This window comes from Pseudomonas sp. B19125, assembly GCF_044218855.1.
Classification (GTDB): domain Bacteria; phylum Pseudomonadota; class Gammaproteobacteria; order Pseudomonadales; family Pseudomonadaceae; genus Aquipseudomonas; species Aquipseudomonas edaphica.
Map to the genome: position 1 here is coordinate 5,214,200 of NZ_CP162589.1, position 13,458 is coordinate 5,227,657.

The following is a 13,458-nucleotide window of genomic DNA, read 5'->3' on the forward strand; positions in this document are numbered from 1 at the left end:
CAATGCGTCAGGTTAATTATGCCCGCCGATGTTGATGCCTAGAGGCTATCGGTCTAACGCCTGGGTGGAAATTTGTATCGGTTTCTGCTGGACTGGGCGTTCGAAGCGGTGATCGTGTAAGCAGTTGTAATAGCGCGGTCACGCGCAGGTATTAGATTAGGCACACAACCTGATGAGGAGACAGGCCATGACCTTGCAAAACAGCAGTGACGCCAAAATTGAAGTGATTCGCCAGCCGCAGCACCTGCCTTGCTCGTATATCGACGCCAAGGGCCGCGAAGTGCAGATTACCGAAGAAATGATCCAGCAAGCGTGCAGCGACCTGGAACAGCGACTGGTCAAACCTGCCAAGCAAGGCTGACGCGCCCACGCTCTTTCAGACCCGGCCTTGATGGCCGGGTTTTTTATGCCTGTTTTTTGTGGTCCGCCTTTTGTGGCGAGGGAGCTTGCTCCCGCTGGGCCGGGCTGGCGCTCCAGTGCGCAGCGCCCCTGAAAGCCTGCGACTGCTGCGCAGTCGAACGGGAGCAAGCTCCCTCGCCACAGGCGTAACAGTCCTATAAAGGCATGGCGCCCAATGCAGTGACGATGTTCGACAACACTGCCGACTCGCCATTGATCCGCACCTTCAAGCCATCTATCTCGCGACGCTCCGGGTAATGCTTGCGCAGCAGGTCGAACGCCTTGCGTTGCTCTTCCACGGTTCCCACAAGGCTGCGGCGCAAATCCGCATCATCGCGGCGCGGGTCGTACACACTGCGGCACAAGGTCGCCAGCGCCCAGGCCGGGTCTGTCGATGCATTCAAGTGCACCTCGGCCAGCCATGGCTGCGGCAACAAATCACTCAACTGGATACTGGGTTCCTGGCCCATATGGGCGCACAAAGCCTGGTAGATCTGCGCGGTGCCACGCTGTTTGCCGTCGAGGCTGTAGCCGGCGATATGCGGTGTGGCCAGCACGCACAGGTCGGCCAGGTCGACGTCCACTTCGGGCTCGCCTTCCCACACGTCCAGCACGGCTTGCAGGTCTTCGCGCTCCAGCAGTACTTCGCGTAAGGCCGCGTTATCGACGACAGGGCCGCGACTGGCGTTGATCAGCCAGGTGCCGGGCTTGAGGCGACCAAGGCGTTCACGATCAAACAGGTGCCAGGTGGAGCCGTTACCAGACTTGGTCAGCGGCGTGTGCAGGCTGATCACATCGCACTGCTCGATAATCTGCTGCAGGCTGACGTAATCACCGTCTTCGGCAATCTGGCGCGGCGGGTCGCACACCAGCACGTTCCAACCCAGACCTTTAAGCACCTTGACCAGGCGCCCGCCCACTTCACCGGCACCGACGATGCCATAAGTGCGCTGGTTCAGGTCGGCGCCTTCGATCTCGGCCAGGGTCTGCAAGCTGCCCAGCACATAGTCCACCACGCCTCGGGCATTGCAGCCCGGGGCGCTGGACCAGGTGATACCGGCCTGTTTGAAGTAATCCAGGTCCAGGTGATCGGTGCCAATGGTGCAGGTGCCCACAAAGCGCACTTGAGTGCCGTCCAACAAGGCACGATTGACGTTGGTTACCGAGCGCACCAGCAGCACATCGGCCTGCTCGACCATGGCGCGGTCGATGGAACGGCCGGGTACGCGGCGAATTTCGCCAAACCCTTCAAAAAAGGCATCGAGCAGCGGGATATTTTCGTCGGCAATAATCAGCATGGCAGGCTCCTTTCGCGGACCAGCAGTGTACAGGGATGCGTAGTTCGAGTGTGGGAGCTGGCCAGCTCCCACATGGGCCAGTTCCCACAGGGGTTTATCCTCTACCGGGAAAGCGCATTACAAATCAGCAACACAGGTTTTTTCCTGACCACAGCGTCAACGCGTAGACTTCGCCGTCCTTTGCAACTCTTTTACTGGACAACCGCACGTGAACACCGCCACCGCCACCCTCTCCCGCCCCGCCCGCGTCAGTCGCGAGGTGCGCAGCCTGCTGACCCTGGCCCTGCCGATCATGATCGGCCAACTCGCCACCACGGCCATGGGCTTTGTCGATGCGGTGATGGCCGGGCGCGTGAGCCCGCGAGACCTGGCGGCGGTGGCCTTGGGCAACTCGATCTGGATTCCGGTATACCTGCTGATGACCGGCACGCTGCTGGCCACCACGCCCAAAGTCGCCCAGCGCTTCGGCGCCGGTCACCACACCGAGATTGGCCCGCTGGTGCGCCAATCCCTGTGGCTGGCAGTGGTGGTGGGCATCACTGCCCTGCTGATGCTGATCAGCGCCGAGCCGATCCTGCACGCGATGAATGTCGACCCCGAGCTGATCAAACCCTGCATGGCCTACCTGCACGGCATCGCGTCCGGCATGCCCGCCATCGCCCTGTATTACGTGTTGCGTTGCTTCAGTGATGGCCTGGGCCGTACGCGCCCCAGCATGGTCATGGGCCTGTGCGGGCTGGCATTGAATATTCCACTGAACTACGTGTTCATTTATGGCCACTTCGGTGTGCCGGCCATGGGCGGCGTGGGCTGTGGCTGGGCTACAGCCATTGTGATGTGGGTGATGATGCTCGGCCTCGCCGCCTGGACCCGCTGGGCACCGGCGTACCAGAGCAGCGAGTTGTTCAAGCGTTTCGACTGGCCGCAATGGGCCGTGATCAAGCGCGTGCTGGGCATCGGCCTGCCGATCGGGATCGCGGTGTTTGCCGAATCGAGCATCTTTGCGGTGATCGCCCTGCTGATCGGCAGCCTGGGCGCCAACGTGGTGGCCGGGCACCAGATCGCGCTGAACTTCAGCTCGCTGGTGTTTATGATCCCCTATTCGCTGAGCATGGCGGTCACGGTGCGGGTCGGCCAGGCATTGGGCCGTGGCGAGCCGCGTGAAGCACGCTTTGCCACCGGGGTCGGCATGGGCACGGCACTGACCTACGCGTGCCTGTCCTGCAGCCTGATGCTGCTGTTTCGCGAACAGATTGCCACGATTTACACGCCTGACCCGCGGGTGATCCACGTGGCATCGATGCTGATCGTGTTTGCGGCGCTGTTCCAGTTCTCCGACGCGATCCAGGTCACCGCAGCCGGCGCGTTGCGTGGCTACCAGGACACACGGGTGACCATGGTGCTGACCTTGTTTGCTTACTGGGGCGTGGGGTTGCCGGTGGGTTATGCCCTGGGGCTGACCGATTGGCTGGGCGCAGCAAGTGGGCCGAGTGGGCTGTGGCAAGGGCTGATCGTGGGCTTGAGCTGCGCCGCGGCGATGCTGGTGATCCGCCTGGCACGCAGCGCGCGCCGGCGGATTCGCCTGGTTTAAGCAGACTTCTTGCGAATCCAGTACAGGTATTTGCCGGCCTGTTCCTGCTGATCCACCAGTTCGTGGTCAAGGAACACACAGAACTTGGGAATATCGCGACGGGTCGACGGGTCGGTCGCGATCACCTTGAGCAGGCCGCCAGGCGGCAGGTCGCGGATGTGCTGGTGCAACATCATCACCGGTTCCGGGCAGTTGAGGCCGGTGGCGTCGAGGGTGCCGTCGATAGGCAATTCAATACTCATAATCACTCCTGAAACTGGCCCGCTCCAGTGTGGGAGCGGGCTTGCCCGCGATGACCGGGGCACATTCAACATAGATTTCAACCGTTATACCGCTATCGCAGGCAAGCCAGCTCCCACATTGGGTTTCAGCGACCTTTAGGTTTTTTTGCATCAACCAGCCGACGCAGGTGGCAAGTCACTTCCTCTCGGTCGTGATACAGCTGCTTGCAGCCGATTTCCACCCGAATACCACGAGCCTTGAAGCCGTCTTCGATGCGCTCAAGCAAACGCTTTACCTCAGCATAACGCTGCTTCATCGGCAGTTTGAGGTTCACCACCGCTTCGCGGCAATGCCCTTCGCCAATCCAGGTTTCCAGCAGCGCGGCGTTACGTGCCGGTTTCTCGACGATATCGCAAACCATCCAGTCCACCGGCTGCTTGGGCACGAAGGTAAAACCGTCGGCCATCAAATGCTGCACCAGGCCGGTGTCCATCAGGCTTTCGGCCATGGGGCCGTTGTCGATGGCGGTCACCAGCATGCCACGGTTGACCAGTTGCCAGGTCCAGCCGCCCGGCGCGGCGCCGAGGTCGACGCCGGTCATGTCGCCATGCAGGCGCTCGTCCCACTGATCGCGGGGGATGAAGTGGTGCCAGGCCTCTTCAAGCTTCAAGGTCGAACGGCTTGGCGCGTCACGCGGGAACTTGAGGCGTGGGATGCCCATCGGCCACATCGCCGAGTTGTTCGACTCGGCCAGGCCCATGAACACTTCGCGACCGCTTTTGAAGGTCAACAGCAGGCGCGGCTTGCTCGGGTCGTCCACCAGCTTGCCGGCGTTGAGCAAGGCTTTGCGCAGGTGCACTTCAAATTTCTTGCAGAAGTTCGACAGCTCTTTGCCGTCGTTGGTGTCGACCATCTCCAGCCACAGGCTGCCGCACACCGGGAATTCGCGCAGGTGGGCGAGGATCACGCTGATGCGGTCGGTTTCCGGCAGGTCGATGAATACCCCGCGCGCCCACTGCCTTGGGAAGATCAGCTCGGCAAAGCGCTGGCCGTGCATGAGGCGCTGGGCGCCGTCTTCTTCGGTGCAGACAAATTCGGCGCAGGCGCTGCCGGTCTTGGCCTTGGCGTAGCCGGAAACGTTCAGGCGCGCGGCGTGTTCCGCGATCTCGGAACAGACTTCGCCTTCAAAACCCGGGCGGCAGTGCATAAAAAGGGTGTTCATCAACTCTCCTGGTGACTCAACCGGCCTTGCGCTATCGCAATACCTGTCATGAAAACGCGCGCATGATAGCCGAGTTCGGAACCTTGGACTTAACGATAGAGTCCAGTTATTAGCCTGCTAATGAAAACAGGGCTAAGTTGAAAGCTCTGTTCGTCCCGTCAGGTCCGTAGCCGTGCGGACCATAAGGAGTCATGTAATGTCATCGCTAGATAGCCTGAGAACCCTCAAAACCCTGCAAATCGACGACAAGACTTACCACTACTTCAGCTTGCCCGAAGCCGCCAAGAGCCTGGGTGACCTGGACAAGCTGCCGATGTCCCTCAAGGTGCTGCTGGAAAACCTGCTGCGCTGGGAAGACAACAAGACCGTCACCGGCGCCGACCTCAAGGCCATCGCCGCCTGGCTCAAAGAGCGCCAGTCCGACCGCGAGATCCAGTACCGCCCGGCTCGCGTATTGATGCAAGACTTCACCGGTGTGCCCGCCGTGGTCGACCTGGCCGCCATGCGCGCCGCCGTGGCCAAGGCCGGTGGCGACCCGCAGCGCATCAACCCGCTCTCCCCCGTGGACCTGGTGATTGACCACTCGGTGATGGTCGACAAGTTCGGCAGCACCAGCGCCTTTGAACAGAACGTCGACATCGAGATGCAGCGCAACGGCGAACGCTATGCCTTCCTGCGCTGGGGCCAAAGTGCGTTCGACAACTTCAGCGTGGTGCCACCGGGCACCGGCATCTGCCACCAGGTCAACCTTGAGTACCTGGGGCGCACGGTGTGGACCAAGGACGAAGACGGTCGCACTTACGCCTTCCCCGACACGTTGGTGGGCACCGACTCCCACACCACCATGATCAACGGCCTGGGTGTACTGGGCTGGGGCGTGGGCGGTATCGAAGCGGAAGCGGCGATGCTCGGCCAGCCGGTGTCGATGCTGATTCCGGAAGTGATCGGCTTCAAGCTGACCGGCAAATTGAAAGAAGGTATTACTGCCACTGACCTGGTGCTGACTGTCACCCAGATGCTGCGTAAAAAAGGCGTAGTGGGCAAATTCGTCGAGTTCTACGGCGACGGCTTGGCCGACCTGCCCCTGGCCGACCGCGCTACCATCGCCAACATGGCCCCGGAATACGGCGCCACTTGCGGCTTTTTCCCGGTGGATGAAGTGACGCTGGACTACCTGCGCCTGTCGGGCCGCCCGGCAGAAACCGTCAAGTTGGTGGAGGCCTACACCAAGGCCCAGGGCCTGTGGCGTAACGCCGGCCAGGAACCGGTGTTCACCGACACCCTGGCGCTGGACATGGGCAGTGTCGAAGCCAGCCTGGCCGGGCCGAAACGCCCGCAGGACCGTGTGTCACTGCCCAATGTTGGCCAGGCGTTCACGGACTTTCTCGACCTGCAGTTCAAACCCGCCAGCAAAGAAGAAGGTCGCCTGGAAAGTGAAGGCGGCGGCGGGGTTGCCGTGGGCAATGCGGATTTGGTCGGCGAGACCGATTACGAGTACGACGGCCACACCTATCGCCTCAAAAACGGCGCGGTGGTGATCGCCGCGATTACCTCCTGCACCAACACTTCCAACCCCAGCGTGATGATGGCCGCAGGCCTGGTGGCGAAAAAGGCCGTGGAAAAAGGCCTGACCAGCAAGCCGTGGGTGAAAACCTCCCTGGCGCCCGGCTCCAAAGTGGTGACCGATTACTACAAGGCGGCCGGCCTTACCCAATACCTCGACAAGCTGGGCTTTGATCTGGTCGGCTACGGTTGCACCACCTGCATCGGCAACTCCGGGCCATTGCCTGAGCCGATCGAAAAAGCCATCCAGAAGGCCGACCTGGCGGTGGCTTCGGTGCTGTCGGGCAACCGCAACTTCGAAGGCCGCGTGCACCCACTGGTGAAAACCAACTGGCTGGCTTCGCCGCCGTTGGTGGTCGCCTATGCCTTGGCGGGCACCGTGCGTATCGACATCAGCAGCGAGCCGCTGGGCGAAGGCAAGGACGGCAAGCCGGTGTACCTCAAAGACATCTGGCCGAGCAGCAAAGAGATTGCCGACGCGGTGGCGCAGGTCAGCACCGGTATGTTTCACAAGGAATATGCCGAAGTGTTTGCCGGCGACGAGCAATGGCAGGCGATTGAAGTGCCGCAGGCCGCGACCTATGTATGGCAGGAGGACTCCACCTACATCCAGCATCCGCCGTTCTTTGACGATATTTCCGGGCCGCTGCCGGTGATCGAAGACGTCAAGGACGCCAACGTGCTGGCCCTGCTGGGCGATTCAGTGACCACCGACCACATCTCCCCCGCCGGCAATATCAAGACCGACAGCCCCGCCGGGCGCTACCTGCGCGAGCAAGGCGTGGAGCCACGCGACTTCAACTCCTACGGCTCACGCCGGGGCAACCATGAAGTGATGATGCGCGGCACCTTTGCCAACATCCGTATCCGCAACGAAATGCTCGGCGGCGAAGAAGGCGGCAACACGCTGTACATCCCCACCGGCGAGAAAATGCCGATCTATGACGCCGCCATGAAGTACCAGGCCTCGGGCACGCCGCTGGTGGTGATTGCAGGCCAGGAATATGGCACCGGCTCAAGCCGCGACTGGGCGGCCAAGGGCACTAACCTGCTGGGGGTCAAGGCGGTGATTGCCGAGAGTTTCGAACGGATTCACCGCTCCAACCTGGTGGGCATGGGTGTGTTGCCGTTGCAGTTCAAGCTGGATCAGAACCGCAAGGCGCTCAAGCTGACCGGCAAGGAGAAGATCGACATTCTTGGGCTTACCGATGCCGAGATCGAACCACGGATGAACCTGACACTGGTGATTACCCGCGAAGACGGCAGCAGCGAGAAGGTTGAGGTGCTGTGCCGGATTGATACGCTTAATGAGGTGGAATACTTCAAGGCCGGTGGCATCTTGCACTATGTGCTGCGCCAGTTGATCGCGTCCTAAGCAACACGGGAGATCAAATGTGGGAGCTGGCTTGCCTGCTCCCACAGTTTTGACCGTGTTCAGATCAGCCGAACAGCCACTTCCACAGCAGCACCAGCACAACCACAGCCAGCACCGGCCGCGCAATGCGGTAGGCCTTGGGATGCTTGCGTTTCCACTGCTTGACCACACCACTGAACTTGTCACTGAACGTCTTGCTCCAGGCATACGCCTGGTTGATCCCGCCCACACGCTCGTCATCCAGGTTCTGCGGCGCAGTCGCGCGACCCAGCTGCTTGCTGACCCAGCGGTTGATGCCGGTCATGAGGCGGTTGCTCAGCGGGCGTTCGATATCGCAGAACAGAATCACACGGGTCTTTTCAGTTTCGTTCTTCACCCAATGCACGTAGGTTTCATCGAACATCACGTCTTCACCGTCGCGCCACGCGTAGACCTGGCCGTCGACGAAGATGCGGCAGTCGTCGGAGTTCGGCGTGGACAGGCCCAAGTGATAACGCAAGGAGCCTGCAAACGGGTCACGGTGCGGGTTGAGGTGGCTGCCGCCCGGCAACAGCGCGAACATCGCGCCCTTGACGTTAGGGATGCTGCTCACCAAGGCCACGGTTTTCGGGCACAGCGCCTCGGCCGATGGCAGGGGTTTGTCGTACCACTTGAGGTAGAAACGCTTCCAGCCCTTCTTGAAGAACGAGCCGAAACCGGCGTCGTTGTTCTTTTCGGCGGCGCGGATATAACCCTCGTCGAACAGGTGCATGGCCTCTTCGCGGATCACTTCCCAGTTATCCTTGAGCACATCCAGTTCCGGGAACTTGCTGCGATCCAGGTACGGCTTGGACGGCACGGCCGAGAACAAGTACATCAAGGCGTTATACGGGGCGAACAGCGCCGAATGGTTGACGAACTGGCGCAACACCGGCAAACGCGCCTTGCCGCGCAAGTGCACATACAGAATGCTGCCGATAAACAACGCCAGCACCGACAGTTTGGCGGCCAAAGAAAAGGTCATGCAGCAACTCCTGAAAATAAGCGCCTGGCCAGCAACCTCCCGTCAACGGGAAACCAGACGTAGCAGCCGGCCATGATAAACACTTGGGCCATTATGCAGAAGGCCCAGGCCGACCGGCTGATATACATCAACTCCGATGATGAGCGGAGCCGTTGTGGCAAGCAGGCTTGTTGTGGCGAGCAGGCTTGCCCTGCGTTGGAGTGCGAAGCACTCCCAATTCAGACTACGCGGTGTACCTGATAGACCGATTCGTCGGGTTTAGGGCTGCTTCGCAGCCCAGCGCAGGGCAAGCCTGCTCGCCACAGGAGATCATCACGCCTGGTTTTCTTGATCGGTAAACAGATCGCTGAACAACATGCTCGACAGGTAACGCTCGCCGGAGTCCGGCAGGATCACCACGATGGTCTTGCCCTGCATTTCCGGCTTCTCGGCCAGACGCACGGCCACAGCCATGGCGGCGCCGCAGGAGATACCGCACAAAATCCCCTCTTCCTGCATCAGGCGCAGGGCCATGGCCTTGGATTCGTCGTCGGTCACCAGCTCCACGCGGTCAACCATCGACAGGTCGAGGTTTTTCGGCACAAACCCGGCGCCGATGCCCTGGATTTTATGCGGGCTCGGCTTGATCTCTTCACCGGCCAGCGCCTGGGTGATCACCGGCGATACCCTCGGCTCAACCGCCACCGACAGAATCGGCTTGCCCGCAATGTTCTTGATATAGCGCGAAACGCCAGTAATGGTGCCGCCAGTGCCCACGCCCGCCACCAGCACGTCCACGGCGCCATCGGTGTCGTTCCAGATTTCCGGGCCGGTGGTTTTCTCGTGAATAGCCGGGTTGGCCGGGTTTTCGAACTGGGCCGGCATAAAGTAGGTGGCCGGGTCGCTGGCGACAATCTCGCCAGCCTTGTCGATAGCGCCTTTCATGCCCTTGGCCGGCTCAGTCAGCACCAACTCGGCGCCCAGGGCCTTGAGCACTTTGCGTCGCTCGATGCTCATGGAGGCCGGCATGGTCAGCAGCAGCTTGTAGCCACGGGCGGCGGCGACAAATGCCAGGCCGATGCCGGTGTTGCCGGAGGTCGGTTCGACAATGGTCATGCCCGGCTTGAGTTTGCTGGTGCTTTCGGCGTCCCAGATCATGTTGGCGCCAATGCGGCACTTCACCGAGTAACCCGGGTTACGCCCTTCGATCTTGGCCAGGATGGTCACGCCACGCGGCGCAATGCGGTTGATCTGCACCAGGGGCGTGTTACCGATGGAGTGCGCGTTGTCGGCAAAGATACGGCTCATGACGGGTCCTTAAGGCAATTTCAAGAAGGCCCCAAGGGTATGCCTCAGGCCTTTGGGCGTCCAGTCAGAGGAACGTTGCGCCCGCGCGTGCGGTCCATCGCCTATACCGTTGGAGAGCATTGACATGAAACGTAGCTACAGTGGGCTGCTATGGATCGTCGCCGTACTGGTGGTAGTACTGATCGCCCTGGACCTGGCCCTGCCCTATCTGGTGCGCAATTACCTGAACGACAAGCTGGCCGACATGGGCGACTACCGTGGCCAGGTCACTGACGTGGACCTGGCCTTGTGGCGTGGCGCCTACCGCATTAATGGCCTGAAAATCGTCAAGGTCGACGGTAAAGTACCTGTGCCGTTCGTCAACGCGCCGCTGATTGAATTTGCCGTCAGCTGGCACTCGCTGTGGTACGACCATGCCGTCGTCGCCGAGGGCCATTTCGTAAAGCCTGAAATCAACTTCGTCGACGGCGGTGCCAACAAACAGGCGTCCCAAACCGGTAAAGGCACCGACTGGCAGCAACAGTTGAAAAAACTGCTGCCGATCACGCTGAATGAAGTGCGCATTGAAGATGGCAAGATCGCCTTTCATAATTTCAGCTCCAAGCCCCAGGTGAACATCAAGGCCACCGAGGTCAATGCCAGTCTGTACAACCTGACCAACGTGGTAGACCTCAAAGGCAAACGCGACGCGCGATTCGAAGGCAAGGCCCTGCTGCAGGGCCAGGCCCCTATGGAGGCCAACGCAACCTTTGATCCTTTAAATAATTTTGAAGACTTCGAATTCCGCTTCCGCGCCCGTGACTTGCAACTTAAACGCATGAACGACTTCGCCTCGGCCTATGGCAAATTCGACTTCAAGGCTGGCACCGGCGACGTGGTGATTGAAGCCCAAGCGGAAAAAGGCCAGCTCACTGGCTATATCAAGCCGCTGCTGCGCGATGTAGAAGTGTTCGACTGGAAACAGGACGTGGAGAACAAGGACAAAAACATCTTCCGCTCGATCTGGGAAGCCGTGGTAGGCACCAGCGAAACCGTGCTCAAGAACCAGAACAAAAACCAGTTTGCCACCCGCGTGGAACTCAGTGGCAGCGTGCATCAGCAAGATATCAGCGCGTTCTCCGCATTTTTGGCGATTTTGCGTAATGGCTTCATCCAGGCGTTCAATGCGCGCTACGAACAACCCAAGCCTTCCGCCAACTAACCCTGGGAGCTGGCTTGTGTGGGAGCTGGCTTGCCTGCGATAGCATCAACTCAGTCTGCCTGAATCACCGAGGTGCTCGCATCGCAGGCAAGCCAGCTCCCACACAAGCATAAGCATGACCCCGCCCGTTGGCCTGCGATGTGACCGGCCATTCAGAGACTGAATAACCCGTCTGCGTTCACAGTCGCCGGGGCTGCGCGGTATAGTCCGGGCATTGATGAATTCGAGGAATGACCGATGAAGTTCGAAGGCACCCAGGCCTATGTGGCTACCGATGACCTGAAACTGGCCGTCAACGCCGCCATCACCCTGGAGCGGCCGCTGCTGGTCAAGGGCGAACCGGGCACCGGCAAGACCATGCTCGCCGAGCAGTTGGCTGAATCCTTCGGCGCCAAGCTGATCACCTGGCATATCAAGTCGACCACCAAGGCGCATCAGGGCCTGTATGAGTACGACGCGGTCAGCCGCCTGCGCGACTCGCAACTGGGCAATGAGAAAGTCCACGATGTGCGCAACTACCTGAAAAAGGGCAAGCTATGGGAAGCCTTCGAGGCCGAGGAGCGCGTGATTCTGCTGATCGATGAAATCGACAAGGCCGACATCGAGTTCCCCAACGACCTGTTGCAGGAACTCGACAAGATGGAGTTCTACGTCTACGAAATCGACGAGACCATCAAGGCCAAGAAACGCCCGATCATCATTATTACTTCCAACAACGAAAAAGAGCTGCCGGACGCCTTCCTGCGCCGCTGCTTCTTCCACTACATCGCCTTCCCCGATCGCAGCACCCTGCAAAAAATCGTCGACGTGCACTACCCCGACATCAAGAAAGACTTGGTCAGCGAAGCGCTGGACGTGTTCTTCGACGTGCGCAAAGTGCCGGGCCTGAAGAAAAAGCCGTCTACCTCCGAACTGGTCGACTGGCTCAAGCTGCTGATGGCCGACAACATCGGCGAAGCGGTGCTGCGCGAGCGCGACCCGACCAAGGCTATTCCGCCGCTGGCCGGTGCCCTGGTCAAGAACGAGCAAGACGTGCAGTTGCTGGAGCGTCTGGCGTTCATGAGCCGTCGCGGTAATCGCTGATGCTGCTCAACCTGTTCAATGAGATGCGCGCCGCCAAGGTGCCGGTGTCGGTGCGCGAGCTGCTCGACCTGATCAACGCGCTTAAACAGCGCGTGGTCTTCGCTGACATGGACGAGTTTTATTACTTGGCCCGGGCGATCCTGGTCAAGGACGAACGGCACTTCGACAAGTTCGACCGCGCGTTCGGCGCCTATTTCAATGGGCTGGAAAAGCTCGACGACCACCTGCAGGCGTTGATCCCCGAGGAATGGCTGCGAAAAGAGTTCGAGCGCTCGCTCAGCGATGAGGAACGCGCGCAGATCCAGTCCCTTGGCGGCCTGGACAAGTTGATCGAAGAATTCAAGAAGCGCCTGGAAGAACAGAAAGAACGCCACGCCGGCGGCAACAAGTGGATCGGCACCGGCGGCACCAGCCCGTTTGGCTCCGGCGGCTACAACCCGGAAGGTATCCGGGTTGGTGATGCCGGCAAACGCCAGGGCAAAGCCGTAAAGGTCTGGGACCAGCGCGAATACAAGAACCTCGACGATCAGGTCGAGCTGGGCACGCGCAATATCAAGATCGCCCTGCGCCGCCTGCGCAAATTTGCGCGTCAGGGTGCGGCTGAAGAGCTGGATATCGACGGCACCATCGACCACACGGCGCGGGATGCCGGCTTGCTGAATATCCAGATGCGCCCGGAGCGGCGCAACACCATCAAGCTGTTGCTGCTGTTCGATATCGGCGGCTCGATGGACGCTCACGTGAAGATCTGCGAAGAGCTGTTTTCGGCGTGCAAAACCGAGTTCAAGCACCTGGAGTACTTCTACTTCCACAACTTCGTGTACGAGTCGGTGTGGAAGAACAACCAGCGCCGCACTTCGGAGCGCACCTCAGCCCAGGATCTGCTGCACAAGTACGGCGCCGACTACAAAGTGATCTTTATCGGCGATGCGTCGATGGCGCCGTATGAAATCACCCAGGCCGGCGGCAGTGTCGAGCACTGGAACGAGGAGCCTGGGTATGTGTGGATGCAGCGCTTCATGGCCAAGTACAAGAAGCTGATCTGGATTAACCCGTACCCGAAAGACACCTGGGGCTATACGGCGTCGACGGGGATTGTGCGTGAGTTAGTGGAGGATCAGATGTATCCGCTGACGTTGCGTGGGCTGGAAGAAGGCATGCGTTTTCTGTCTAAGTAGGTGGTGTATTCACTGACGCTATCGCAGGCAAGCCAG

11 protein-coding genes are annotated in these 13,458 nt (G+C 60.2%); 6 read left to right on the forward strand and 5 right to left on the reverse strand.

Features of this window, described 5'->3' with window-relative positions:
• Positions 1–187: 187 nt before the first annotated feature.
• Positions 188–361: a PA1571 family protein gene (locus tag AB4P96_RS23625; RefSeq protein WP_017137411.1), complete on the forward strand. Its 174-nt coding sequence runs from the start codon at positions 188–190 to the stop codon at positions 359–361.
• Positions 362–554: 193 nt separating this feature from the next.
• On the opposite strand, the gene pdxB is transcribed toward AB4P96_RS23625, so the two are convergent.
• The gene (gene pdxB / locus AB4P96_RS23630; RefSeq protein ID WP_177032577.1) at positions 555–1,697 is read right to left on the reverse strand and encodes a 4-phosphoerythronate dehydrogenase PdxB; all 1,143 of its coding nucleotides are present in this window, start codon (positions 1,695–1,697) and stop codon (positions 555–557) included.
• 208 nt (positions 1,698–1,905) lie between these two features.
• Between pdxB and AB4P96_RS23635 the strand changes: the two genes are divergently transcribed.
• The gene (locus tag AB4P96_RS23635) at positions 1,906–3,288 is read left to right on the forward strand and encodes an MATE family efflux transporter (RefSeq protein ID WP_395600136.1); all 1,383 of its coding nucleotides are present in this window, start codon (positions 1,906–1,908) and stop codon (positions 3,286–3,288) included.
• Here AB4P96_RS23635 and tusA read toward each other — a convergent pair.
• Both tusA and rlmM read right to left on the reverse strand, forming a co-directional pair.
• Positions 3,285–3,530, reverse strand: a complete 246-nt coding sequence (gene tusA / locus AB4P96_RS23640) for a sulfurtransferase TusA (protein ID WP_395600137.1) — start codon at positions 3,528–3,530, stop codon at positions 3,285–3,287. The genes AB4P96_RS23635 and tusA overlap by 4 nt on opposite strands.
• A 125-nt stretch (positions 3,531–3,655) precedes the next feature.
• Complete coding sequence (rlmM, locus tag AB4P96_RS23645; RefSeq protein WP_017137407.1) at positions 3,656–4,732, reverse strand: 23S rRNA (cytidine(2498)-2'-O)-methyltransferase RlmM; 1,077 nt, start codon at positions 4,730–4,732, stop codon at positions 3,656–3,658.
• Between the two features lie 196 nt (positions 4,733–4,928).
• Between rlmM and acnA the strand changes: the two genes are divergently transcribed.
• Positions 4,929–7,670 (forward strand): aconitate hydratase AcnA, encoded by a 2,742-nt coding sequence (acnA, locus tag AB4P96_RS23650; protein WP_395600138.1) that lies wholly within the window; start codon positions 4,929–4,931, stop codon positions 7,668–7,670.
• 64 nt (positions 7,671–7,734) lie between these two features.
• On the opposite strand, the gene AB4P96_RS23655 is transcribed toward acnA, so the two are convergent.
• Together AB4P96_RS23655 and cysK are read right to left on the reverse strand one after the other, a co-directional pair.
• Positions 7,735–8,673, reverse strand: a complete 939-nt coding sequence (locus AB4P96_RS23655) for an aspartyl/asparaginyl beta-hydroxylase domain-containing protein (RefSeq protein WP_017137405.1) — start codon at positions 8,671–8,673, stop codon at positions 7,735–7,737.
• A gap of 312 nt (positions 8,674–8,985) precedes the next feature.
• Entirely contained in the window at positions 8,986–9,960 is a 975-nt protein-coding gene (gene cysK / locus AB4P96_RS23660) for a cysteine synthase A (RefSeq protein ID WP_395600139.1), read from the reverse strand.
• A gap of 124 nt (positions 9,961–10,084) precedes the next feature.
• Between cysK and AB4P96_RS23665 the strand changes: the two genes are divergently transcribed.
• The 3 genes from AB4P96_RS23665 (at position 10,085) to AB4P96_RS23675 (ending at position 13,422) form a co-directional block, all read left to right on the forward strand.
• Positions 10,085–11,161: a DUF748 domain-containing protein gene (locus tag AB4P96_RS23665; protein ID WP_395600140.1), complete on the forward strand. Its 1,077-nt coding sequence runs from the start codon at positions 10,085–10,087 to the stop codon at positions 11,159–11,161.
• 237 nt (positions 11,162–11,398) lie between these two features.
• Positions 11,399–12,244, forward strand: coding sequence for a MoxR family ATPase (locus tag AB4P96_RS23670; RefSeq protein WP_138816245.1), 846 nt, complete (start codon positions 11,399–11,401; stop codon positions 12,242–12,244).
• On the forward strand, positions 12,244–13,422 hold the full coding sequence (locus tag AB4P96_RS23675; RefSeq protein WP_395600141.1) for a VWA domain-containing protein: 1,179 nt from the start codon (positions 12,244–12,246) through the stop codon (positions 13,420–13,422). Before AB4P96_RS23670 ends, AB4P96_RS23675 begins: the two co-directional genes overlap by 1 nt.
• The last annotated feature ends 36 nt before the right edge of the window (positions 13,423–13,458 follow it).

Bases quoted from the DNA above. Each gene is read 5' to 3' on its own strand.
- AB4P96_RS23625 (WP_017137411.1), top strand. From the start codon at position 188: ATGACCTTGCAAAACAGCAGTGACGCCAAAATTGAAGTGATTCGCCAG.
- pdxB (WP_177032577.1), bottom strand. From the start codon at position 1,697: ATGCTGATTATTGCCGACGAAAATATCCCGCTGCTCGATGCCTTTTTT.
- tusA (WP_395600137.1), bottom strand. From the start codon at position 3,530: ATGAGTATTGAATTGCCTATCGACGGCACCCTCGACGCCACCGGCCTC.
- rlmM (WP_017137407.1), bottom strand. From the start codon at position 4,732: ATGAACACCCTTTTTATGCACTGCCGCCCGGGTTTTGAAGGCGAAGTC.
- acnA (WP_395600138.1), top strand. From the start codon at position 4,929: ATGTCATCGCTAGATAGCCTGAGAACCCTCAAAACCCTGCAAATCGAC.
- AB4P96_RS23655 (WP_017137405.1), bottom strand. From the start codon at position 8,673: ATGACCTTTTCTTTGGCCGCCAAACTGTCGGTGCTGGCGTTGTTTATC.
- cysK (WP_395600139.1), bottom strand. From the start codon at position 9,960: ATGAGCCGTATCTTTGCCGACAACGCGCACTCCATCGGTAACACGCCC.
- AB4P96_RS23665 (WP_395600140.1), top strand. From the start codon at position 10,085: ATGAAACGTAGCTACAGTGGGCTGCTATGGATCGTCGCCGTACTGGTG.
- AB4P96_RS23670 (WP_138816245.1), top strand. From the start codon at position 11,399: ATGAAGTTCGAAGGCACCCAGGCCTATGTGGCTACCGATGACCTGAAA.
- AB4P96_RS23675 (WP_395600141.1), top strand. From the start codon at position 12,244: ATGCTGCTCAACCTGTTCAATGAGATGCGCGCCGCCAAGGTGCCGGTG.